Source organism: Faecalibaculum rodentium (assembly GCF_001564455.1).
In the GTDB taxonomy this organism is placed as follows: domain Bacteria; phylum Bacillota_I; class Bacilli_A; order Erysipelotrichales; family Erysipelotrichaceae; genus Faecalibaculum; species Faecalibaculum rodentium.
Window position 1 is genome coordinate 1559714 of sequence record NZ_CP011391.1, and the last position, 22309, is coordinate 1582022.

General features: G+C 57.0%; 21 protein-coding genes and 1 tRNA gene. 1 reads left to right on the forward strand and 21 read right to left on the reverse strand.

Features of this window, described 5'->3' with window-relative positions; all coding sequences use genetic code 11:
• Window positions 1-244: 244 nt before the first annotated feature.
• The 21 genes from aalo17_RS07755 to thrC form a co-directional block, all read right to left on the reverse strand.
• A complete protein-coding gene (locus aalo17_RS07755; protein WP_067557820.1) occupies window positions 245-1666 on the reverse strand; it encodes a glycoside hydrolase family 1 protein in 1422 nt (473 codons plus the stop codon).
• Between the two features lie 127 nt (window positions 1667-1793).
• Window positions 1794-3161 carry a PTS cellobiose transporter subunit IIC gene (celB, locus tag aalo17_RS07760; protein ID WP_067557823.1) on the reverse strand — a complete coding sequence of 456 codons (1368 nt, stop codon included), beginning with the start codon at window positions 3159-3161 and terminating at the stop codon, window positions 1794-1796.
• A gap of 207 nt (window positions 3162-3368) precedes the next feature.
• Window positions 3369-3887, reverse strand: a complete 519-nt coding sequence (locus aalo17_RS07765) for a hypothetical protein (RefSeq protein ID WP_067557826.1) — start codon at window positions 3885-3887, stop codon at window positions 3369-3371.
• A gap of 48 nt (window positions 3888-3935) precedes the next feature.
• Window positions 3936-4289, reverse strand: coding sequence for a PTS sugar transporter subunit IIA (locus aalo17_RS07770; protein ID WP_236940461.1), 354 nt, complete (start codon window positions 4287-4289; stop codon window positions 3936-3938).
• 66 nt (window positions 4290-4355) lie between these two features.
• Window positions 4356-6347: a BglG family transcription antiterminator gene (locus aalo17_RS07775; RefSeq protein ID WP_067557829.1), complete on the reverse strand. Its 1992-nt coding sequence runs from the start codon at window positions 6345-6347 to the stop codon at window positions 4356-4358.
• A gap of 17 nt (window positions 6348-6364) precedes the next feature.
• A complete protein-coding gene (locus tag aalo17_RS07780; RefSeq protein ID WP_067557833.1) occupies window positions 6365-6679 on the reverse strand; it encodes a PTS cellobiose transporter subunit IIB in 315 nt (104 codons plus the stop codon).
• Between the two features lie 529 nt (window positions 6680-7208).
• A complete protein-coding gene (locus tag aalo17_RS07790; protein ID WP_067557839.1) occupies window positions 7209-7598 on the reverse strand; it encodes a PTS sugar transporter subunit IIA in 390 nt (129 codons plus the stop codon).
• Window positions 7595-8656 (reverse strand): hypothetical protein, encoded by a 1062-nt coding sequence (locus aalo17_RS07795; RefSeq protein ID WP_067557842.1) that lies wholly within the window; start codon window positions 8654-8656, stop codon window positions 7595-7597. Before aalo17_RS07795 ends, aalo17_RS07790 begins: the two co-directional genes overlap by 4 nt.
• A 2-nt stretch (window positions 8657-8658) precedes the next feature.
• Entirely contained in the window at window positions 8659-9501 is an 843-nt protein-coding gene (locus tag aalo17_RS07800) for an aldose 1-epimerase family protein (protein WP_067557845.1), read from the reverse strand.
• The gene (locus aalo17_RS07805) at window positions 9502-10395 is read right to left on the reverse strand and encodes a patatin-like phospholipase family protein (RefSeq protein ID WP_067557847.1); all 894 of its coding nucleotides are present in this window, start codon (window positions 10393-10395) and stop codon (window positions 9502-9504) included.
• Window positions 10388-11554, reverse strand: a complete 1167-nt coding sequence (locus tag aalo17_RS07810; protein WP_067557850.1) for an NAD(P)-dependent malic enzyme — start codon at window positions 11552-11554, stop codon at window positions 10388-10390. Before aalo17_RS07810 ends, aalo17_RS07805 begins: the two co-directional genes overlap by 8 nt.
• Window positions 11554-12762, reverse strand: coding sequence for a peptidase T (pepT, locus tag aalo17_RS07815; protein ID WP_067557852.1), 1209 nt, complete (start codon window positions 12760-12762; stop codon window positions 11554-11556). The genes aalo17_RS07810 and pepT overlap by 1 nt, the downstream gene beginning before the upstream one ends.
• Window positions 12759-14357: a putative manganese-dependent inorganic diphosphatase gene (locus tag aalo17_RS07820; RefSeq protein WP_067557855.1), complete on the reverse strand. Its 1599-nt coding sequence runs from the start codon at window positions 14355-14357 to the stop codon at window positions 12759-12761. Before aalo17_RS07820 ends, pepT begins: the two co-directional genes overlap by 4 nt.
• A 141-nt stretch (window positions 14358-14498) precedes the next feature.
• Window positions 14499-14786: an HU family DNA-binding protein gene (locus tag aalo17_RS07825; protein ID WP_067557858.1), complete on the reverse strand. Its 288-nt coding sequence runs from the start codon at window positions 14784-14786 to the stop codon at window positions 14499-14501.
• 183 nt (window positions 14787-14969) lie between these two features.
• Entirely contained in the window at window positions 14970-16319 is a 1350-nt protein-coding gene (gene ltrA / locus aalo17_RS07830) for a group II intron reverse transcriptase/maturase (RefSeq protein ID WP_067553967.1), read from the reverse strand.
• Window positions 16320-16891: 572 nt separating this feature from the next.
• A tRNA-Thr gene (locus tag aalo17_RS07835) sits at window positions 16892-16965 on the reverse strand.
• Between the two features lie 23 nt (window positions 16966-16988).
• Window positions 16989-17561, reverse strand: coding sequence for a Maf family protein (locus aalo17_RS07840; protein WP_067557861.1), 573 nt, complete (start codon window positions 17559-17561; stop codon window positions 16989-16991).
• Window positions 17562-17634: 73 nt separating this feature from the next.
• A complete protein-coding gene (locus aalo17_RS07845; protein WP_067557864.1) occupies window positions 17635-18297 on the reverse strand; it encodes a TIGR01906 family membrane protein in 663 nt (220 codons plus the stop codon).
• Complete coding sequence (locus aalo17_RS07850) at window positions 18294-18728, reverse strand: ACT domain-containing protein (protein ID WP_067557867.1); 435 nt, start codon at window positions 18726-18728, stop codon at window positions 18294-18296. Before aalo17_RS07850 ends, aalo17_RS07845 begins: the two co-directional genes overlap by 4 nt.
• Window positions 18721-19590, reverse strand: a complete 870-nt coding sequence (gene thrB, locus aalo17_RS07855; RefSeq protein ID WP_067557870.1) for a homoserine kinase — start codon at window positions 19588-19590, stop codon at window positions 18721-18723. Before thrB ends, aalo17_RS07850 begins: the two co-directional genes overlap by 8 nt.
• Window positions 19587-21074, reverse strand: a complete 1488-nt coding sequence (gene thrC, locus aalo17_RS07860) for a threonine synthase (protein ID WP_067557873.1) — start codon at window positions 21072-21074, stop codon at window positions 19587-19589. Before thrC ends, thrB begins: the two co-directional genes overlap by 4 nt.
• An 89-nt stretch (window positions 21075-21163) precedes the next feature.
• Between thrC and aalo17_RS07865 the strand changes: the two genes are divergently transcribed.
• A complete protein-coding gene (locus aalo17_RS07865) occupies window positions 21164-22279 on the forward strand; it encodes a homoserine dehydrogenase (RefSeq protein WP_067557876.1) in 1116 nt (371 codons plus the stop codon).
• The last annotated feature ends 30 nt before the right edge of the window (window positions 22280-22309 follow it).

The following is a 22309-nucleotide window of genomic DNA, read 5'->3' on the forward strand; positions in this document are numbered from 1 at the left end:
GATCCTGCCCGGGAGGCAATCTTATCGTACCCTTGCAGCATCTGGCGCATAACGCTTCCGTGTTCCTTCCTTTCGGGACTGATTCCGCCCGCTGAAGGAACACCGTGCCCAGTGACGTCAGTCTGCAGGATGCAAAACAGGACGGCAGTCCGGTAGAGTGCCGGGGCTGCCGCCCTGTGTCTGGCTTCAGGCTGTCGGACAGTCTTTCCGCCTGTGTCTTTTCTCAGACCCGGCTGCAGTCCATTCAGTCGGTCAGGTCTTCTCCGTTGGATTCGATGACTTTCTTGTACCACCAGCCGGAATCCTTGATCTGGCGCTCCATGGTGCCCAGGTCAAAGTCTTCCCGGTCCACATAGATGAAGCCATAGCGCTTGCGCATGCCTTCATGTGTGGAAATCAGGTCAATGGCGCTCCAGGGGTTGTAGCCCAGCATTTCGGCGCCATCGGTGATGGCTTCCTGAATCTGTTCGATGTGACGGCGCAGGTATTCGATCCGGTAGGGATCGTGGACCTTACCGTCTTCGCCCACCTTGTCATAGGCGCCCAGTCCGTTTTCCGTCACCAGCATCGGCAGGTCATAGCGCGAATCCATTTCGCGGATCGTCGCCCGGAAGCCGACGGGATCGATTTCCCAGCCAAACTCCGTCTGCTGCAGGTTGGGGTTGCGGTAGGACTTGTACATGCCGGCCACACCGCCGCCATTCTGCTGATCGCCGCCGAAGGGGCTTTCTTCCACGCTTCCGTCATCGGCCTCCACTGTGCCGGTATTGTAGTAGTTGAAGCCGATGAAATCCGGGTGGCCGTTTTTCAGGGCTTCCTCATCGCCCGGTGCGAAGGTCGGGCAGGCATCGTTCTGTTTCAGCCACGCCCAGACAATGGAGTTGTAGCGGCCGTATACCGCTGCATCCAGGTACAGCCAGTTGCGGACTGCGTTGAAATTCTGCGCCGCGATGACATCCTCGGGCTTGCATGTGGCGGGATATACCAGGGAAATGTTCGGAGCCGGACCGATCTTGGCATTCGGCAGCATTTCGTGACACAGCACCATGGCCTTGCTCTGGGCCACGAGCATGTGGTGGTTCTGCTGGTAGATTTCCTTCAGGACATTTTCCGTGCCTTCCGGAATCGTCAGGGTGCCGATCACCGGACCCACCAGTGTCAGCATGTTCTGTTCGTTGATCGTCAGCCAGTATTTGACGCGGTCGCCGAAGCTTTCGTACAGCACCATGGCGTAGTTCACAAACCATTCCACCGACTCGGGGTTGCCCCAGGATCCACGGGCATCCAGCGCTGCCGGCATGTCAAAGTGGAACATCGTCACGATCGGCTCGATGCCGTACTTCAGGCATTCATTGATGACGTTGTTGTAGAACTCGATGCCCTTCTGGTTGATCTCGCCTGTGCCTTCCGGCAGGATGCGTGTCCAGGCAATGGAGAACCGGTAGGACTTGAAGCCCATGTCCGCCATCAGCTTGATGTCTTCCTTGTAATGGTGATAGTGATCGGCACATACAGTCAGGTCGGAGGTGCCTTCCGGCACTTCCTTTACATCCTGACAGGACGGGCCTTTGCCGTCTTCCAGACTGGCGCCTTCCACCTGATAGGCGGATGTGGAGGCTCCCCAGAAAAAGTCTTCGGGGAACGGTGCAAGTTTGCGTTCTTTCATTTCAATGTCTCCTCATACTTGTGTTGTACTGATGAATCTGCCGGCCAGGATGACCGGACATCCAAAGAAATAGCGGCAGGTCAGCAGGCATTCTGCCAGCCGATGCCTGCCGCAGTGCATATCAGGATTATGCTGTTTCAGCCTGCGCTTCCGCTTCCGCCATTTCCTTTTCCTGTTTGACAAGCGACTTGTCATAGGCTTTCAGGAAAGGCCAGTAAATCAGGAAGGCAAATGTCACCGTGATCAGCGCCAGCAGTCCACCCATGAGGTTGGCTGTGCCAATGAAGCCGCCCAGCAGAGCAGGTGTCGGCCAGGGAACGTTGGCAATGACTGGCGGGAACATGCCGGAGTGAATGGCGAAGTAGGCAATCACGGAGGACAGGGACGGAGCCAGGATGAAGGGAATGATCAGGTTCGGGTTATAGATGATGGGCACACCGAAGACCAGCGGCTCGTTGATGTTGAACAGGGCCGGACCAATGGATGCCTTGCCCAGTACGGACAGCTGTTCGGATTTCGCGCAGAAGCACATCCAGATACACATGCCCAGAGTCGCGCCGGAACCGCCGCAGACAACGTACATGTTCTGGAATTCACCGGCAAAGGTCGTGTATTCGCCGGAAGCGCCCTGCATGATCTTCATGTTGGTATCCAGGTTGGCCAGTGTGATCGGGGAATAGAAGGCAGAAATGATGTTCGCACCGTGAATGCCCACAGACCACAGAGCGGAAATCAGGAAGTTGATGATGAATACGCCATACCAGGTGTCCGCAATGCCTGCAACGAAGCCGAAGGGTACGGATACGATGGTGAACAGGTCATAGCCGATGCAGATCAGCAGACCGTTCAGGATCAGTACGACAAATGCGATGACAAAGCAGGGAATCAGGGCCGTGAAGGAGCGGGACACACCGGAGGGTACCACATCCGGCAGCTTGATGGTCCAGTTTCTTCTGACGCATTCCTTGTACAGGAAGACCGCCAGGGTTGCCATCAGGATGCCCACGAAGATGCCGGATGATCCCAGACGGCTGGCAAAGTCGCCATAGAGCACGCCGTTGATATAGTTTTCGCCTTCCTTGAGGGTGAAGACGCCGCCATCCGCAATGGTCAGTTCGGCCATGGTCATCAGGAACGCCATCATGCCAAGCAGAGCGCCGTTGAGCGGTGTCAGGTTCAGCTTGTATTCCTGTGCCTTGATCTGTGTCAGCTCAAAGCCCATGACAATGTTGAAGTACAGTGCCAGCACACCCATGGTGAAGCGGTTGGCCAGCATGTACAGGGCGTTGATCTTGTCGAAGGAAACAGCCCATACACCTTCCAGGAAGGGGAACGCCTGAGGCAGAATGCCCAGGATCAGGAATGCGGATCCCACGATGGTGAAGGGGATCGTTGCCATACCGGCAGCCATGATGGCGCGGACAAACTGTTTCTGGGACAGAATCCCCATCGGGCCCATCAGATACTTGTCCAGAAATTCAAAGACCTTGTTCATATGTAATCTCTTCTCTTATATTCCTTTTGTCAAAGAATGCAGATTCTCCGGGAATGAAACCGGGTTTCGTGCCGGCCGAAACGGCTGGTAGCAGCGTGTCCGGTCAAACATATGTCCATTTCCCGCAGGAAGTGCATAATGGTGGTTGAACAGCTGTACCGGTCATTGTCAGTGGTGGGTGCAGACTGTCATGCCCGGCTGCGGATCTCAGATCTGCAGCCTGTATTTTTCTTCGAAGAAGCGGATGCGTGCCAGCTGTTTGTCCCTTCCCGCCTCGATTTTGTCAAGACGGCGCAGGCAAAGCACACAGAGGACGCCGCCGGCTGCCAGCAGCACAGTGGCCAGGATGCGGGCGGCCAGCACATCCGCAAAGAATGGCAGCACACTGCTCATGGGCGCCATCCAGCAGACCAGGCACAGGCCGCAGTTGAACACCAGCTGGACCATGTAGTAGCGGCGGGTCCATTTCACCGACGGTTCGGCCTTGCCGTACATGTTGCCCAGTTCCCACATGGGAAGTGCGGCAAATACCAGCAGAGCAGCAGCGGCATATCCAGTGAAGGTCTGCCAGGACAGGAATGCCAGGAAGAAACTGGCAAATACCATCACAGCGAGTATGTACCGAACCATGAGAAACCGGTTGAAGTACATGGTTTTCAGGCTGGAAATCTTCTTGTTTCTGTCCAGCTGGGACTGCGACAGTTTCTGTTTGTTCTTCTTGGACATATCCTTATTCCTTTCCCGCTTCCGGCGATCCGGGATGATCCCGGCTCTCTACTCTTCTTCCAGCGGCAGCACGCCGGCTTTTTCCAGACCCTTGCAGAGCATTTTCATCTCCTGGGCCACTTCCTTGAGTGTCATGGTGGTCATCAGGTGATCCTGTGCGTGGACCATGATGATCTGGATTTCGATTTCAGTTCCGTTGGCAAATGCGTGCAGCAGGTCGGTCTGGGCTTTGTGGGCCTGGACAAGCTGTTCATCTGCCTCATTCAGTTTTTCATCCGCAAGCTGGAATTCACCTTTCCGCATCGCTTCCATGGCTTCGTGCACCAGGGCACGGGCCATGCCGGAGTAGGAAATGATGGTGAACGCGACAAGCTGGGATTCCTGTACGTCCATTTTCGGCATAGAGTTCCTTCCTGATTCGTATTCCCTTTCTGAGTCATGCTTGAGATTGGTGCCTGTCAGGCGATGTCAGGCCGTCTCGATCAGAGAACCGAGAATGCGGCCGAAGACATCGAATGACTGTTCCTGCAGGATCTGTTCCTGCAGAACGGGTTCTTCCATCAAAGAGACAATGGCGCCGGTGACTTTCGGCAGGTTCCGGTTCTCCACGTAGGAGGGAGACATGAGGAACACAAACCGGATCGCCGGATGGGATTCGTTCCAGTACATGCCTTCCGGAATCAGCGCCAGGGCCAGTCTTGCGACCTTTGAGAGCGGTACGGCCGGATGCGGCACGGCAATGGTGTCACTGAACACCAGCGATCCCATCTGGGACCGCAGCCGGATCTGTTCCCGCATGTGGTCGGCAAAGCTGTCCTTTTCATAGCAGGCAAGTGTCTCCACCAGGTCGCTCAGTACCTGATCGCGCTCCGGATGGCCTTTGTAGACGCGGAAATCCTCTTCCGAGAAATAGCAGTCGAAGATCTCCTTCTGGCTTTTTGATGCCGGTCTGGCGGCTGCCGGCTCCTTCTTTTCCGGTCCGGCTTTTTCCTGGTCGATGAAGCGCTGGATGTTCTGCACGTCTTCCTCTCCGAGAAACACCGAAACATGAATGAAGGGAACCCCGAAAATGACCGGTCCGATATTCACGCTGGAGATGATGAGATCGATCCCCTGGAGAATGTCGTCACTCATTTCGTAATAGCCGGTTTCCGTGACAATGTGCAGGCTGTCGGAGAAATGCTTCATCAGCCGGGACTTCAGCAGCTGGCTGGACCCGTATCCCGTGGCACAGACCACCAGGACCTGCAGTTTCCGCTTCTCTTTCTGCCGTTCCAGCGCTGCCATGATATGCAGTGCCAGATATGCCCATTCGTCGTCGTCAATGTCATACCGGCGAAGACAAGGCATGGCGCCGAAGTACTTGCGGATGACTTTCATCAGATCCGGCTGGTCACGCAGGATGTCCTGCGTCAGGGGATTCTTCTGGGGAAGTCCCCGCATCAGACGCACCACCATCGGACGAAGGTGTTCCAGCAGGCTGGAGACCAGCTGCGGATCCTCGTCCAGCTGCATTACGTCATCTTCCGCGAGCTGGGACAGGACCGTTTTCACCTCCTGTTCCAAATGCTCGCCCTGCGCAGGCTGCCTGGTTGCCCAGCTGCCTTTGCCGGAGAGATGGAGTGCCAGATAGGAGACTTCTTCCGCGGGATACTCCCCGCCGGTCATTCCCGACAGCCGCCGGAAAATGGCGCTGGATGCCTGATATTCCGAGCTCTGTTCGAAGGCCGGCGGCAGCACTGCGTGCTCGGGCCTCAGCCCTGCCTGCATGCGCTTGACGGACAGAGCCAGATGCAGAAGCACATTCTGCACCATGATGTCCGACAGCCGGATCCCGAACTGCCTGGATTCATCCAGAACCATCCGAAGAAGCTGTTCTGTGGGAATGTCGTCAAAGTACCCGGAATGATCCATGTACTCCTGGATGGAATTGAAGGTGGAGGAGCGGAAGAAATAGTCCATGATCAGCGCCCGCTTGCTGGTTTCATCTCCATGAATGCTGATCCCTGCCGGACCGGAGTCAAACACCAGTCCGTATTCATCCAGCATGCCCCTAAGCTGATAGAGTTCCTTTTTCAGGGTGCTGGTGCTGACATACAGCCGCTCGGCTGTCTCTTCCGCCTGCAGGGTCTCTCCGTTGAGGAGAAGACGCTGCATGAGATACCGCCGCCGCTCCTGTGCGCTGTCAGGAGTCTGCGCCGTTTTGCGGGTGGTTTCTGTTCCCGGTGTGCCCGCCAGCACGGCAAACTGAACCGGGCGCCTGAGCAGGAGCCTGTAGCCGTTTCCCTGCTTGGCCAGGATTTCCCCGCCGTTTTCCGTGATCACCGGCTCCATCCGCCGGATGTAGCTGCGTACTGTCCGTTCGGATATATGCAGAGCCTGGGCCAGCTCCCTCCCTGTCAGAAACCGGTTCTGATTCTGATACAGCAGGGACAGAAGCTCTTTTTCTTTCGGCTTCACACGCCGGGTCCCTGTCGTCAGATTTCCTTGACGACCAGGTCGTGCATCTTGGCGATGCCCATGGGAACAGGGATGTAGGCCTGAGGAGGAATCGGGATGACCTTGGAGCCGACTTCTTCACCGATCTTCTGGAAGTTCTTCAGGTACATCTTGGTCTGGGGACTGATCAGATACAGGTCGAATGCCTTGTCCTTGATCAGCTGTTCGCCTTCGATGACACCCACTGCAGTCACTTCCACATCGTGGTTCTTGGCCTGCAGGGATTCTGAGGTTTTCTTGGCGATCATGGAGCTGGACATACCGCCAACGCAGATAATCAGAGCTTTTTTCATAATGGTATCCTTTCCGGGGACTTCCTGATCTTCCCCTGGACCACCGGCCGCTCAGTTGCCGGGGCCTGTGTCAAGGGCCGCATCACTGCCGCTCTTTACAGCTTCATGATAATAGCAAAGCGCTTTCAAATCATCTATAAAATTGCCGTTTCGATACGGCAAAAACTGTAACATTATGCGGCAGTCTGACACTTGACTTTCCGCAGTCCTCTGCCGGTGTTTTTTGTGTATTTCCACGGCCGTCTCCTCTCGTTTCAGGGCCGGATTTGTTCTCTGCAGGGAAGGATCCGGGCAGTCCTTCCGGACTTTTGTTCCAGATGAACCACCTGCGGCGGCCTGAACGCTTTCCGTATGCCCGCTGTACCGGAATTTGCCGCATTGCAGGAACAAGGATTGCCGCATCGCCGTCTGACAGATTGCCGCAACCTGTTGCGGACAGCAAAAAACTGCCGCACCGGCAGCATCGCGAAGATGTGCCGGTGCGGCAGTCTTCTGTTTTCATTGCAGAAGATGGATCCATTCGTTCTTCTCACTTCTGTCCGGTCAGGGACAGCAGGCGGATGCCGTCATGGCCGGCCCGCATGGCGGTCTGCATCAGATCCGCAGGATCCTGACCGCTTTCCAGCATCGGCAGGATTTCCAGCAGCATCGGCTGACTGGCACCGGCCAGGATCCAGGCATTGTCCCGTCCGCGGCAGGTCAGTGCAGCAACCTGAAACGGGGTGCCGCCGGCCAGGTCGCAGAACACGAAAACCGGGTCAGTCCCGTCCAGGACCTCTTTCAGCCGCAGGGTCAGACTGTTGGTGTCACCGTCGAAATCCACAGCCTGCAGGCAGTCCCTTTCCCCGGCCACCATGTCCAGGCCGGCTTTGGCTCCGCTGGCCCAGGTCCCATGTCCGGTCAGCACGACTCTGATCATGCGTCGATCACATCCTCCAGCCTGGCTTTCTCCATCCAGGAATCCAGGCTCATCCGGATGTCCCGCGGACCGTCGTCCAGGGAAATGTTGTGCTTCGCCGCCGTGAAGACCACCAGCACTTCAAACACCGTCAGGAAGGCAAATGCCGCATACACATTGTGGCGCGCCATGAGCAGCTTCAGGTCCAGGACACCGTCGGCACGGATTTCCTCTTCGTGCCTGGCTTCCACAGCCAGCACCAGCTGACCCTCCCGGCGCAGGACACGGGTGAGTTCCACCTGCTCTTTTTTCAGGGACGGGTCATCCGGAAAATACAGCAGGTTCAGCGGCTGTCCGTCATAGGGCAGGCCGGTATACGGTGAAACAAAGGCGGCTTTCATGACGCCGGTCATTTCCTTCATGCCATGGCGCTTCTGTCGGATGTTGAAGCCCACAGCCCGTATGGCCGGATAGCTGTGGTGGTCCGCAAAGTCCTCCAGCACCGGGGCATTCTGGTTCAGGACCTGGCTGGCAGAATGGATCATGTCATCCAGCTGCAGGTCGTCCAGGATTTCCAGGTGCAGAGTCATGAACGCAGCCAGGATCAGGCTGGTGAGTCCGGCTTTCGGTACCACCAGGCCATACATGTTGTGCAGGCCTTCTGCTGCCCGGATCAGCGGGCTTTTTTCATCCCCAGTCACGATCACGTGGAGCACGGGCTCCGGCTGCCTGTCAATGACTTCCGCCAGCTCCATTGTGTTGCCGTCGGTTTCCAGGCTGATCAGAACGGTGTTTTTGTCAGCCGGCAGCGTTTCACCCTGTGCCAGCCAGCGGGTTTCGTATTTTACGTCCGTGTCCGCCCAGTCAAACACTGTCTTGGTGAGCACACCATCCAGTCCGCAGAAGGCAATGGTCAAATCCGGTCTGGGCAGAGCAGGTTCCATGAAGGCCCTGAGGGCATCCTTCTGGTCCCGGACCTGTTTCTGCGTCCGTTTCCATGCTGCGGGCTGCGCGCAGAGCGCCTTGACGGTTTCGAGACACTCCTTTTCCTCCCAGTAACTGTTTTTCTTTCCCAGCATGGTCACTTCACCTCAATGGAATATCCAGTGGTCCAGGTATCACCGGGTTTCAGCATCATGGTGCCTTCCCGCCTTTCAAAGGGAACATCCAGTTTTTCCAGATCGGCGTGCCCGTACCAGGGTTCGATGCAGACAAATTCGCTGTCCTGCGGATGTGTCCAGACCGCCAGGTACGGAAACCCCGGAAACTTCACGGTCACCACAGCCCGGCCATCCTGTGACAGCGTCACCTGGTCTGCCCGGAACTCCTTCCAGATGAGTGTCCGTTCCCGTCGTATGAGTTCTCTGTCCAGCTGCAGGGTGTCCAGCTGCACGGATTCATATTCGACAGGCCGTCCGTCCTCAAAGGTGTGAAACATCACGGCCTGTCCCGCAGGCTCGAACTTCAGTTCGCAGTTCTCAAACGGATCCGTCGCAAATGCCGGATGAAGTCCCAGGGTGAAGGGCATCTCTTCGTCGCCCGTGTTTTCGATCCGGTAGCCGATTTTCACTTCCCTGCCCTCCAGACGGTATTCGATCGTGAACCGGAACGAAAAGGGATACTGTGCCCGCGTCTTTTCGTCATCCGAAAAGCTGAAAGCCAGAACATTCCCATCCCGGCTGCCTTCCATGACAGCATACCGGGCCAGACCATGGTTCTTCATGGCATACTCCTGGCCGTCAATGGTGTAGCTGCCGCTCCAGGTGCTGCCAATGACGGGAAACAGGCTCGGATTCTGGTCCTTCCAGCCCTGGTCTCCCTGGTACAGGATTTCCTGTCCATTGGCTTTGTTCACCAGAGACTGCATCTGTGCCCCCTTCGGGGTGCACACAAGTTTCAGGTGCTCATTTTCCAGTGCAAACATTCACATTGCCTCTTTTCTGTCAGATGTCCTGTCCGGATCCAGAAACGCCCGGATTTCCCCCAGACGCTCCAGCGTCTCAGCATAGCCCAGCTTGAACCAGGCATCCAGTTTTTCGCGGTCAGTGGTATAGCGGGTGATTCCGTAATCCTGGTGTGGGCGCAGAACCAGCGCCTTTCCCTCCTTCTCGAGATCATGGATGATCTGCCATTGCTCCTCATAATGGATGTGACGGTTCCGGAAGTCCTCCGTGATCTGCCGGTCATGATACACCAGCCGGGCTCCCATCAGCTGCCACCAGGGCGCCTTTTTTCGGCGGTAGCCCTCTTCCTTGGTGGACACCACGATCACCTTTTCGCAGCCGGCCTTCAGGGCCTGCGAGACGGGGATCATGTCTGTGAGCCCTGCATCGATCACCGTGTTGCCGTCAAACTGCTTCGGCTTTGACAGCAGCAGCAGGCTGCAGCTGGCAATCAGCAGATCATCAGAGGCATCCACGTACTCCTTGCCGTAGTACCGGGTCTTCCGGGTTTTCATGTCGTATACCCCGATATCCAGCTGGGTCGGGGAAGAAAAAAACGTCTCGTAGTCCAGCGGCATTTTTTCCTGGATGAACTGTGCCGTTTTCTCCAGCGCGAACAGACTTCCCTCTTCCATGATGGGCTTCAGGCCGATCAGGCCCTTCTGACTCGCGGCATCCACGCCGGTAAGCCGCAGACGGCCCGGCTGCCTGGAAACATAGGGAAGCAGCATCATGGCACCGGCAGAAATTCCCACACAATAGGGGATGTCGATCCCCTGTTCCAGAAAGCACTGCAGGACACCGCCGGTATACGCGATCTTGGTGCCGCCGCCTTCCACCACCAGTCCGGTTTTCACCCGCCGGTCCTCACGCATGACGCACCACACCGCTCTGGACGGCAGCCTGCGCCACAGCCCGGGCAACCCGGTCCGCCACACCCGGTGTCAGCGCACTGACGATGATGTGATCCGGCCGAAGGTCCTCTTCCGGAATGCAGGAGGATATCGCGCTCACCGCCGCCTGTTTCATGGCGTCGTTGATTTCCGTTGCCCCGGCATCCAGGGCTCCCTTGAAGATTCCCGGAAATGCCAGCAGGTTGTTGATCTGGTTGGGATGATCGCTCCGTCCCGTGCCGATGATGTATGCACCCGCCGCAGCTGCATCCTCCGGCTCGATCTCCGGCGTGGGATTGGCCATGGCAAACACGATGGGTTTCTCATTCATGGACCGGATCATGTCCTGAGACACGATGTGTCCGGCGGATACACCGATCAGGACATCGGCACCTGCCAGCGCATCCTGCAGGGTCCCGGTCCGGCCCGAGGGGTTGAGCCTGTCGATCAGGGCGCGCTGCCCGCTGGTCAGCTCCATGTCCGGTGTCAGGATCCCCTGCCGGTCCACCAGAATGACATCTTTCTGTCCCCTGTCCAGAAGCAGCCTGGCAATGGCACATCCCGCACTCCCGGCACCATTGATGACGATCCGCGGGTTCTCTTTTTTCGCCAGCTTCAGGGCATTTTCCAGCGCGGCAGACACCACAATAGCCGTGCCGTGCTGGTCATCATGGAATACCGGAATGTCCAGCTGTTCCTTCAGGCGCCGCTCCACTTCAAAACACCTCGGTGCCGCGATGTCCTCCAGGTTGATGCCGCCAAAGGACGGTGCCAGGGCGGAAATCACATCCACCAGCCGGTCTGTATCCTGGGTGTCCAGCACCAGCGGGACGGCGTCCAGGCCGGAGAGAGCCTTGAACAGCACGCATTTTCCCTCCATCACCGGCATCCCGGCTTCCGGGCCGATGTTGCCAAGCCCCAGCACCGCCGAACCGTCGGAGATCACCGCAATGGTGTGACCCCGGCCGGTGTAGACATAACTCAGGGAAGGATCCCGGGCAATCTCCAGACAGGGCGCTGCCACACCCGGTGTATAGGCTATGGAGAGATCGTCGGCTGTTTCAATGGGCATCTTGTTCACTGTTTCCAGCTTGCCCTGCCACTCCCTGTGTTTTTTCAGCGCCTCGCTCGCTGCATCCATCAGTTGTCCCTTCCTTTCATGAGTGTCTTCACGATGTTCTTCATCGTTTCCATTTTCTGCACACTGGCGAACTCATACCGCCCGTGATGATTCCAGCTGCCGGTGCCCAGGTTGGGCGTAAACAGGCCCTTTGCGCTGAGCATCGCACCGTCGGTCCCGCCTCTGACCGGAACGCTCTCCGGTTTCAGTCCCTGTGCGGCCACAGCTTCCCGGGCCTCCCGCACGGCTTCCGGTTCCCCGTTCTGCGTGACAGGCGCGAATCTGGCCATGTTCAGGTACTGGTCATGGATCCGCAGATCCAGACAGCCCGGATGCTTCGTTTCAAAGCGGGAAACCAGGTCCTGCACGAACGCCTTGCGTTCTTCGAACTTCTCTGTATCGTGATCCCGGATGATCCAGATGGCATGGGCTTCCTCGACGGTTCCGGCAAGCTCCGTCAGATGCCAGAATCCCTGGCGGCCTTCTGTCTCGGCCGGTGTTTCGTCAGCCGCAAACGCAGCGGCAATGTCCGCGGCGATCTGGACTGCGTTGACCATTTTTCCCTTTGCTTCCCCGGGATGGATGGCCACACCATGCACCGTCAGATCCGCACAGGCTGCATTGAAGGTTTCCCAGTCCACCTGGTTCACCGCATCCCCGTCCACAGTCCAGGCCCACGCGACGGGAAACTGTTCCAGGTCGAAATGATCAGCGCCGCGTCCGATTTCCTCATCCGTCGTGAAAGCCGCATACAGTTCCCGGTGGTCTTCCTGGCGGATTTCGTCCAGCGCCTGCATGATCGCCGCCACACCGGCTTTGTCATCTCCGCCCAGCAGTGTCGTGCCATCCGTAACGATCAGGTCATCGCCGATGACCTGCGACAGGGCCGGAAACTCCGACGGTGCCATCGAGACTGTGTCGTTCAGCCGGATGATTCCTCCGTCATACGACGGAATGATCCGGGGTCTGACATTGCGTCCTGTCAGCTCCTCGGCAGTATCCATATGCGCCAGAAACCCCACAGGCTCCCCCCGGCCGGGCCCTGTGGCCGGCAGATGGGCATAGACCACACCATTGCCGCAGGTATGTTCGATCCCCAGTTCAGCCAGTTCCCGTTTCAGGATCTGCGCCAGTTCACACTGCCCCGGGGTACTGGGAACCGTATCGCTGGTGTGGTCGGATTGTGTATCCACACCCACATACCGCAGGAACCGGTCTGTCAGGCTCATTCGAGCTCCCTCGCCAGACCCGGCACGATCTGCTTTTTCCGGGACACGAATCCCTGGTCTTCAAAGCGGTCCAGCACCGGACGCATCCGTGCGGCCTCCGGACCCGCTGCCAGGAACCTGGACCCGCGTCCTTCCACATTGGTGAAGGTCATGAGGAAAAGATCCAGGCGCCGCGACTTGGCCTCCTGCCGCATATAGTCCAGGAGTTCATCGCGGATCGCCGGGATGTCATCATAGTTGAAGACAAAGGTCTGGGAGATCGCCACTTTGTGCCCGCCGATGTTGAATTCCTTGGAATCCGTGCCTGTCAGCTGCTGCACGGTCTTTCCCTTGATGGATGCCGTGTTCGCAAACAGCTCCTCCGCCATGGCATTGATGTCAAAGCCGTACTCCGTGGCAATTCTCTCCGCCAGCATCCGGTCCACCGGTGTGCAGGTGGGAGAATTGAAGTTCATCGTGTCGGAGATCATGGCGTAGATCACAAGCTTCGCGATATTTTCCGGCATCTTCAGGCCGTATTCCTGCCACATCAGGCCCACGATCGTGCAGGATGACCCCACGATCATGTTCCGGAACTGGATGGGCTTGTTGGTGGTGATGTCACCGATCCGGTGGTGGTCCACGATTTCGATGATCTCTCCCTTGTCAATGTCGTTGATGGTCTGCTTCTTCTCATTGTGGTCCACCAGGATGAACCGCTTGGGCGTGCTCTTCAGCAGGTGGTACCTGGCCACCGACCCGGTGATCCGTCCCTGAGACACCACGGGATAGCTGGAATGACGGGTCTTGAGCATCTCGCGCTCCACGTCCTCCAGAAACTCATCCCGGGAAAACTGGACCATGTCCGAAGCCGGCAGCATGATGCTTTCGATGGGGATCGAGCGGTACACCATCTGCACGATCTTCATCAGGTTGTACGGCGTGGTGATCAGCGTGACTCCCATGTTGCGGGCCATGTCAATGATGTAGTCATTGGGAACAAAGTTTTCCGCAATGAGGATCATCGCCGCACCCTTGGCCATGGACTTGATCATGGAATCCTCATGGTCGTTGAGCACCATGATCGCACCCTCCAGATTGCGGTCCATCATCTTCTTGTCGGCAATGCGCACTTCTCCCGACAGGGGTCTCGTGCCCTCCAGCAGGATCGTTCCGCGCAGTGCTGCCCGGAAGTTTTCCACCGGTGTGACCTTGAGCAGGTCCCGCGTGATGTTCAGGTCCTGCATCTGGATCTTGGAGATGTCCCCCAGTGTGACCAGACCGCTGTAGTTGCCTTCCGAGTCAGTGGCATACAGCGTCTTGGCGTCATTCTCGATCAGCAGGTCCCACCCGCGCCGCAGGGTCGCGCCCTTGTCCACGGTCACCGCCTGGTCGATTTCGATTTCCGCCAGCGTGCTTTTGGCGGTGTTGATGTGCAGAGGCGGTTCCATGCCTGCCTTCTCCAGAACGAATTTCGTTTCAGGATTGACATGACCGATCCGCGCTGCCACGGCATTCTGTCCCAGCTGGCGCTTCAGTTCCGCCAGGGACAGAGCCGCACAGATGGAATCTGTATCCGGATTCTTGTGTCCGATGACATAAATGGGCTGTTCCATACATGCTCCTCTTTTCAAAGTTTCAGTCTGCTTTCATGATAGCAGTCCACCGGGTATCCGGCAATTGCGCAAAACAGGGCCTTCGCCTCACAGCAAAACAAAAAAGGAGAGCCTGCCGGTCCCCCCTTTGAATGACTCTGATTACTGCAGTGCGTCCTTGAGCGCCTTGGCAGGCTTGAACTTGACCGCCTTCGTGGCCGCGATCTCGATTTTCTCCCGCGTTGCCGGGTTGATCCCTGAACGGGCCGCACGCTCGGTCACCGTAAACTTGCCGAAACCGAACATATCCACTGTCCCACCATCCTTCAGTGTATTCGTGAAGGCATCCAGCATGACATTGACAGCCTCCGCCGCCTGTGTCTTGTTCAGCTCCAGTCCGGCTTCTGCCAGCAGATCCGCCAGATCCTTTTTCGTCAGTGTCTTTTCCATATGCAATCCTCCTGCAGACCGCAACATCGTAACAGAAAACACAGGCAGTGTAAAACCGGCGGCAATCAGCGGATGACATGCAGGCAGGTCAGGTGACAGACACCGGAAAAACAGCGGATGCCGGCAGGGTGGACAGAGGGACGAAGGCCCGGGCACACATCGAGTAGGTGTCATCTGACCCTCTCACACCACCCAGCGTGCCGTTCGGCACTGGGCGGTTCGTACAAATGTTTTCATGAACCTTACTGCCACCGTATCGAAGTATTCCTCCATGGATAGAAGGCCTTTCTTTTTCAGGTGTATATTTCTGATATACTTGTTCAGGAATGTGATTGCACAACGGACATATCCCTGTCGTGCACACGCATATGAGTGAGCCTTGTCTCTGGGACATCCCAGTTTGATGAGGCTCTCTTCTTTTTTCCTGATGCTTTTCCACTGCTTCCAGATGATGGCCCTGATTCTTCTCCGGAGCTTGCTGTCCAGTTTGCGCACCGTTTCTTTATACAGCCATGCACACCTGAAATAATTGCTCCATCCCCTGATGACCTGATTGATTTTTTCAATCCTCTCCTCAAGAGATACGCTCCAGTTCCGTTTTGTCAGCTTCATTATCTTCTGCTCGAACTCATGAATGGACTTCTCATGCGGTATCGCCTTCCATTCCCTTTTGTTCCTTTTGAAGCCAAACCCCAGATATTTCACTTCATCCGGTCTGGCCACTTTCGATTTTGAAGCATTCACTTCCAGCTTCAGCTTCTTTTCAAGATAGTTGCTGAATGACTTCATCACTCTGTTGGCGGCGGCTTCCGATTTCACATAGATGAGCATATCGTCTGCGTATCTCGTGAATCTCAGCCCTCTGCTTTCCAGTTCCTTGTCTGCCTGGTCCAGATAGATGTTGGCCAGTACCGGCGAAAGCGGCCCTCCCTGCGGGATGCCTCTTTCTGTCCTGACAAGCCTTCCGTCTATCATGACTCCCGCTCTGACGAACTTCCTTGTCAGCGACGTGACGTCCCTGTTATGGAACAGGTTGTCTATCAGTCGTATCAGTCTGTCCTGGTCCACCGTGTCGAAGAATTTCCTCAGGTCGATGTCGACGATCCAGTCATACCCGTCGTTCATGAACTCAAGGCCTTTCAGTATCGCCTGTTCACATCTCCTGTTCTTCCTGAACCCGTATGAGCTGTTGCTCATCTCGAAGTCCTTCCTGTAATCCAGATAGTTTGCCAGACAGGCCTGTATGACTCTATCTCTGGCAGCCGGGACATTGAGCCCCCGCAGGCTCCCATCCGGTTTCGGGATATCGGTCCTTTTGGCTGGCAGTGGTTTATAACTGCGGCCCAGTATCTGTTCCCGCAGTCGCTCCCAATACTCTCCGGGGCAGGCAGGAAGTTCTCTGGCTTTGACTCCATCTACCCCTGCAGCTCCATTGTTTCGCCGTACCTGTCTGCACGCATTGGTCAGGTTCTCCATGGAGAAGATTTCCTGTGTGCTCAGGTCTTCCGGCTGTATCAGTCTGGTCTGGTTCATGGCTGCTCCTTTCTTTCACGTGTTCCTGCACTGCCCTTCCTTACTCATCTTCAGGGGCTCTCTGGGTTTGTCCTTTATCGGTTTGTTGTGCAGGACGCATTCCTGATATTTGCAGTAAATTGTACGTTCGGCCCTTCACTCCATCCCCATTACAGGGACTTCTTCGCTACTATGGCCTCGGCTGACTTCCTGCCATTCGTTATTACTGCGGGAAGGGGGTCATCATGGTTTGATGATTCCTCTCGCTGGCAGGACCTCCCCGGGTAAGGTCATACATCTTTCATTCCATATACCTGCCGCATTTACCCCAGACAGTCATCCGCAACTATTACGACTTTGCGCTGTTTCGCACGCTCGTCTCCGTCTGTGGCCTTATATGCGGTTCGTGTTCCTCAGGCCGGAACTTTGCCGCCGGGCTTCTTTCAGAACTCCTGTTACCAGTGAGCCCCTTGCCTTGAGCTAATGGTTAGCGGTTGCGATGATACGCTCCCATAGTGGACTTTCACCACCTGGATGTATGCCATGCCGGGCACACGAAGAAAACCCGCCTGCCGGCGGGTGGATGATCTGAATGGTGCCCGTACGCGGAATTGAACCACGAGTTGATCCTTACCATGGACCTGTATTACCTTTATACTATACGGGCGGTACGTGTGATATATTACCCTATCACACGGCGGTTGCGCAACCCTTTCTGCACAAATAATCGAGAACTTCTTCCACTTTTTCCATCGGAAGTCCCACAACGTTGCTCCAGGAGCCGCTGATGCGGTCCACAAACCCGGAATCCTGGATCCCGTAGGCACCGGCTTTGTCCAGCGCACGGCCTGAATCCGTATATTCCAGGATTTCCTGGTCCTCCAGAACCCGGAAATGCACATCTGTGGTGTCGGTGAACGTGATTTCCAGCTCCGGTGTCAGGATGCACACACCGGTCTTCACCTGGTGCGTTTCTCCGGACAGCCGCATGAGGTAATCACAGGCTTCCCGGTCATCCGACGGCTTTCCCAGGATCTCGCCTCCATACACCACAACCGTATCGGCCGCGAGAATGGTTCTGTCAGGAAAAGCCGGCTGTACTGCACGGGCCTTGTCCAGCGCCAGGCGCTCCAGGGCCTCATCCAGGGGCATTGTCGTGGAAATCGTCTCGGCAATTTCTGCCGGGTGAACATCAGCCTTATATCCCTGCTCCTCGAGGAGCTGCTTTCGCCGCGGGGACTGACTGGCAAGGATGAGTTCCATGAATCAAACCTTCCGCATGCCTTCCTTTCATGCCGGAGGTCTCATCAGCAGTATAACATTGTGAATGGCCTTTTCAACGCCTGCCACTTCGCAGCACCAGCCAGGATACAACACCCCCGGTCACTGCAACCGCTGTGATTTCCAGCACGATGCGGATCACCAGGTCGAAGAACAGCGATTCCGGACAGATGCGGATCATGAAATCCGTGGCGGGATCAAGCAGCCACAGGTCGTTGTTGAAAAACAGCTCGTGGAAATGCGTCCAGAAATCCGTGAATCCGGTTGCAGCCCACAGCCCCAGGAACGCCAGCAGGAACAGCCAGCAGAGCCCTGCCTGCAGATACCCCAGGGCCAGCGTTTTCCAGGCTTTTTTCCATCCTGCGATCACAACGCCCAGACCCACAATGGCCCAGGCAGTGTATTTTGCGGCCATTGCCTGTTCATACAGATGGCGCACATCCTTCATGTGCGCCTTTTCCCGTGCATTGTAGACCTCGCCGATCCCCGCCAAAGAGCCGTCCATGGTGCTTCGGTCCCCCCTGACATACTCCAGCATCATGGACATGGCTTCCTCCAGGCTTTCTTCCGGCACATCCAGCCTTTCTGCCAGGTCCGAGTGGCGGTACCAGTCATCGTACCAGCCTGTGTCCAGCGCCTGCAGGTCGACGATTGTCAACAGCATCGCCAGGATCGCCGCCATGCCCCAGAACCAGGCCGCCAGCCGTCTGAGCGTCACTCCACTGCCACCAGTTCTGTCCGGCTCACCGCCGGCAGATCCTGCAGCACCCGGATCAGGTCCTCGGGACTTGTTTCCAGGTCCGCCATGTCAATGGTGATCGTCAGGCTGGCAATGCCGTTGATCGGTGCAGTCTGGTTCAGGGACAGAATGTTGGCCTGGGAGCGGCTGAGCAGGTTGATCACCTGGGCCAGCGCCCCCTTTTCATGGCGGATGACAAAGGAAATGATGGCTTTGCGCGTGGACTCGTCCTGGGAGAAGCTGAACACCGCATCCTTGTATTTATAGAACGTACCGCGGGAGATCCCCACTTTGGCCACGGCCTCGGAGATCCGGGTGGCTTCCCCGGAATTCAGCAGCTGGTGGGCTTCCATGACCTTCTCCAGCACCTCGGGCAGGATCTCGCTGGAGACCACATAGTACTTACTCATGGAAGATCTGCAGTCCTTCCCGGTCGGGGTTCGTGAGCCGGCTGTCCAGGCCCATCTCCTTCCGGACCCATGCCTGCATGCTCTCCAGCTGTGAGCGGTCCCGGCTGATGGCCAGCATGGTGCTGCCCGAGCCGGAGATCCACAGGGGGACCGCATTGGCTTCACAGGCGTCCTTCAGCCGACTGTACTGGGGAATGAGCGCCTTTCTCCAGGGCTCATGGAGCACATCCTGACACGCAGCGCAAACCAGCTGCTGGTCACCGCGTTCCAGTCCCTGGACAAACAGAGCTGCCCGCCCGGCCTGAAGGGCCGCTTCCTTCAGAGATACTGTCGCCGGAAGCACTTTCCTGGCCTCGGCGGTGGAGACTTCATTTTCCGGCACAATGGCCAGTGCATGCCAGAGACTCATGTCTGTTGCACACATCACCGCCTGGTCCCGGTCCATGACCGTCGTGCACAGGTTGCCGAAAATGGCCGGCGCCACGTTGTCCGGGTGTCCTTCCATGCCTGCAGCCAGGGCCAGGATCTCATGTCTGGGAGCCGGCTGGCCGTGGACTTCCCACGCCGCAGCCAGACCCGCCACGATGCACGTGGCACTGGACCCCAGTCCCCGGGCAAAAGGAATGTCAGACTCTATATGAATATGGAGGGGATCCGGCGAAAACCCGCCGGCCTCACATCCCGTCAGGTAGGCTTTCCAGATGAGATTGTCCTCTCCGGCATACGCCTCGGGACAGCCCGTAATGCGCAGGCTGTCAGCCTGTTCGAACAGAAACATCCCCCGCCAGTCCAGGGCCAGTCCCATCGTATCGAATCCTACCGAACAGTTGGCGCTGGTGGCCGGTACACTGATGCGGATCATGCGGTCTCTCCGTTTTTCACCAAAGAGCAGGCCCCCTGCACGGCTTCCTTCATCCCCGGAACCCCGATAACAGCCTCGTGGAGGATCCTGGCGTTCTCCAGGGCAGCCAGTCCTGCCGGGATGGGATCCTGACAGAGTTCCTGCAGCCGGTGCAGCGCATCCCATTCCCCGAGCTCTTCACCGGTCAGCGCCTGCATCACATCCTGTGCAAATTTGTAGGGAGACGCCGTGGCAAGGACCACCATCGGGGTGTCGTCTTTTTTCGCCAGACCCGCCCGATAGCCAATGGCGCTGTGAGGATCCAGCACATAGCGTTCCTCTTTATATACATCAGCAATGGTTTCCTTCGTGGCGGCATCATCCGCATAGTCGGCTTCAAACAGCGACCGGATCCGTTCCAGGACCTCCGGCGTGACTTCATACCGTCCGGTTTCGGCCAGTTCCTGCATCCAGGCAGCCACCTGTTCCGTGTTTCCGTCTGTCATGTAGTAGAGCAGGCGCTCCAGGTTGGAGGAAATCAGGATGTCCATGCTCGGGGAAATCGTCTTCACGAACGGACGGTTCCGGTCATACACACCCGTGGTGATGAATTCCGTCAGCACGTTGTTGGCATTGCTGGCCACGACAAACTTCTTCACCGGCAGTCCCAGCCTGTATGCATAGTAGCCTGCCAGCACGTCACCGAAGTTGCCTGTGGGCACAGAGAAGGACACCTTGTCATCACGGCCGATGACACCCTGGTTGACCAGCTGCTTCCAGGCTTCGAAATAGTAGACCACCTGCGGCACGAGACGGCCGACATTGATGGAGTTGGCGCTGGACAGACGGATGTTCTGCCCGGCCGCCCACTGGCCAAGGTCTTCATCCAGGAACAGCTGCTTCACCGCAGACTGGGCATCGTCGAAGTTGCCCCGCACGGCGAAGACCTTCACGTTGCTTCCCTGCTGGGTGGCCATCTGCCGGTACTGGATCTGGGACACCTTGCCCTCGGGATAGAAGACGGCAATGCCTGTCCGGTCCACATCCCGGAATCCGGAGAGTGCCGCCTTGCCCGTGTCACCGGAGGTGGCAGTCAGGATCATGGCGGAATCTTCCGTATCCTGCAGGGCGATGCTCATGAGCTGCGGCAGCATGGTGAGCGCAACGTCCTTGAAGGCGGAGGTGGGTCCATGGAACAGCTCCAGGACATGCAGGTCGCCGACGGGTTTCAGAGGCGTGATGGCTTTGTCGGCAAATGTGCCGGTGTAGGCGGCCGCCACTGCCTGTTTCAGTTCTTCCTCTGTATAGTCCGGCAGGAGCAGGCCGAGAATGTATGCGGCATTCTCCTGATACGACTGATTCAGGATGCGGTCCAGGTCTGCTTTTTCCGTTCCCAGATCCGGTCTGACAAACAGACCGCCGTCGCTGGCGATGCCTGTCAGGACCGCTTCCCTGGCACCTGCCTGTATCCCCTTGTTTCTTGTTGAATGGTAGGATGTAACCATTTGAAAACCTCCTTGAAAATGAACAACACCTATGATACAATGTGCAAGCTTTGAAAACAAGTGTTTTTGAATAAGAAACAGGAGGGCTTATGCAGGCTGTATTATTAGGATATGGAACCGTGGGAAAAGGCGTCGAAAAACTTGTGAACACGGTGGATGGACTGGACATGAAGGCAGTGTTCGTTCTGCCGGAATTCGAGGATCTTCCCTATTTCTCCAACGACGGCGAGGGCCTGGTGACGGATCCGGACGTGGATGTGGTGTTCGAATGCCTCTCCGGCACCGAACCGTCCAACACCCTGATCCGCAAGGCGCTGGAGGCAGGCAAGCACGTCATCACATCCAACAAGGCCACAGTGGCCCCCAATCTGGAAGACTATGTGAAGCTGGCGGAAGAAAACGGCGGATCGATCCAGATCGAAGCCAGCGTGGCCGGCGGGATCCCCTTCCTGGATGCCGTGCTGAAGCTGCAGAAGCTGGAAGACCTGAATGGATTCGAGGGCATCTTCAACGGCACCTCCAACTATATCCTGGACCAGATGCAGAAAGAGGGGCAGGACCTGTCGACGGCACTGCGGGATGCACAGGCCATGGGATACGCCGAAGCGGACCCCACCAATGACGTGGAAGGCATGGATGTCTGGTACAAGACCGTGATCACCAATATGCTGGCATACAACACGAAAAACGACGGTCTGAGAAAGCCCCTTGGCATCTCGAAGCTCACACCGGAAGACATTGCGCTGGCCAGAGGCGAAAACAAAGTGATCCGCCACATTTCACGGTCCGTGCAGAAAGACGGGCGCTATGCATCCGTGATTGCGCCTGCGTTCCTGAACCGGGACGACTATCTGGCCAATGTGCCGTCCAACTACAATGCGCAGCTCATCTATGCCGACAGCTTCGACAAGATCGGCCTGTTCGGCCAGGGTGCCGGACAGATGGCAACGGCCCAGGCCATGCTGGCCAACGCACTCGACACGATGGAAGGCACAGAGCGCCCGATCCGCCTGGACAGAAACCTGAAGCAGGACGATTCCCTGATTCAGGAAACCTGGCTGGTCCGCTCGGAGGCAGACCTCTCTTCCATTCCGACAGCCAGAGTGAAGGAAGGATCATACTGGCTGATCGGACCGGCAGGCGCCGATGTGATCGACCGCATCCAGGAACTGGATCCGCAGGCCATGATCGCCCTCTGGCGGTAAGCTGTCTGCTTCGCTGAAAAAACCGGGAGT

Bases quoted from the DNA above. Each gene is read 5' to 3' on its own strand.
- aalo17_RS07765 (WP_067557826.1), bottom strand. From the start codon at position 3,887: ATGTCCAAGAAGAACAAACAGAAACTGTCGCAGTCCCAGCTGGACAGA.
- ltrA (WP_067553967.1), bottom strand. From the start codon at position 16,319: ATGAACCAGACCAGACTGATACAGCCGGAAGACCTGAGCACACAGGAA.
- aalo17_RS07755 (WP_067557820.1), bottom strand. From the start codon at position 1,666: ATGAAAGAACGCAAACTTGCACCGTTCCCCGAAGACTTTTTCTGGGGA.
- aalo17_RS07810 (WP_067557850.1), bottom strand. From the start codon at position 11,554: ATGGATGCAGCGAGCGAGGCGCTGAAAAAACACAGGGAGTGGCAGGGC.
- thrC (WP_067557873.1), bottom strand. From the start codon at position 21,074: ATGGTTACATCCTACCATTCAACAAGAAACAAGGGGATACAGGCAGGT.
- aalo17_RS07795 (WP_067557842.1), bottom strand. From the start codon at position 8,656: ATGCTGGGAAAGAAAAACAGTTACTGGGAGGAAAAGGAGTGTCTCGAA.
- aalo17_RS07820 (WP_067557855.1), bottom strand. From the start codon at position 14,357: ATGGAACAGCCCATTTATGTCATCGGACACAAGAATCCGGATACAGAT.
- celB (WP_067557823.1), bottom strand. From the start codon at position 3,161: ATGAACAAGGTCTTTGAATTTCTGGACAAGTATCTGATGGGCCCGATG.
- aalo17_RS07790 (WP_067557839.1), bottom strand. From the start codon at position 7,598: ATGATCAGAGTCGTGCTGACCGGACATGGGACCTGGGCCAGCGGAGCC.
- aalo17_RS07825 (WP_067557858.1), bottom strand. From the start codon at position 14,786: ATGGAAAAGACACTGACGAAAAAGGATCTGGCGGATCTGCTGGCAGAA.
- aalo17_RS07840 (WP_067557861.1), bottom strand. From the start codon at position 17,561: ATGGAACTCATCCTTGCCAGTCAGTCCCCGCGGCGAAAGCAGCTCCTC.
- aalo17_RS07850 (WP_067557867.1), bottom strand. From the start codon at position 18,728: ATGAGTAAGTACTATGTGGTCTCCAGCGAGATCCTGCCCGAGGTGCTG.
- thrB (WP_067557870.1), bottom strand. From the start codon at position 19,590: ATGATCCGCATCAGTGTACCGGCCACCAGCGCCAACTGTTCGGTAGGA.
- aalo17_RS07805 (WP_067557847.1), bottom strand. From the start codon at position 10,395: ATGCGTGAGGACCGGCGGGTGAAAACCGGACTGGTGGTGGAAGGCGGC.
- aalo17_RS07800 (WP_067557845.1), bottom strand. From the start codon at position 9,501: ATGTTTGCACTGGAAAATGAGCACCTGAAACTTGTGTGCACCCCGAAG.
- pepT (WP_067557852.1), bottom strand. From the start codon at position 12,762: ATGAGCCTGACAGACCGGTTCCTGCGGTATGTGGGTGTGGATACACAA.
- aalo17_RS07865 (WP_067557876.1), top strand. From the start codon at position 21,164: ATGCAGGCTGTATTATTAGGATATGGAACCGTGGGAAAAGGCGTCGAA.
- aalo17_RS07770 (WP_236940461.1), bottom strand. From the start codon at position 4,289: ATGCCGAAAATGGACGTACAGGAATCCCAGCTTGTCGCGTTCACCATC.
- aalo17_RS07780 (WP_067557833.1), bottom strand. From the start codon at position 6,679: ATGAAAAAAGCTCTGATTATCTGCGTTGGCGGTATGTCCAGCTCCATG.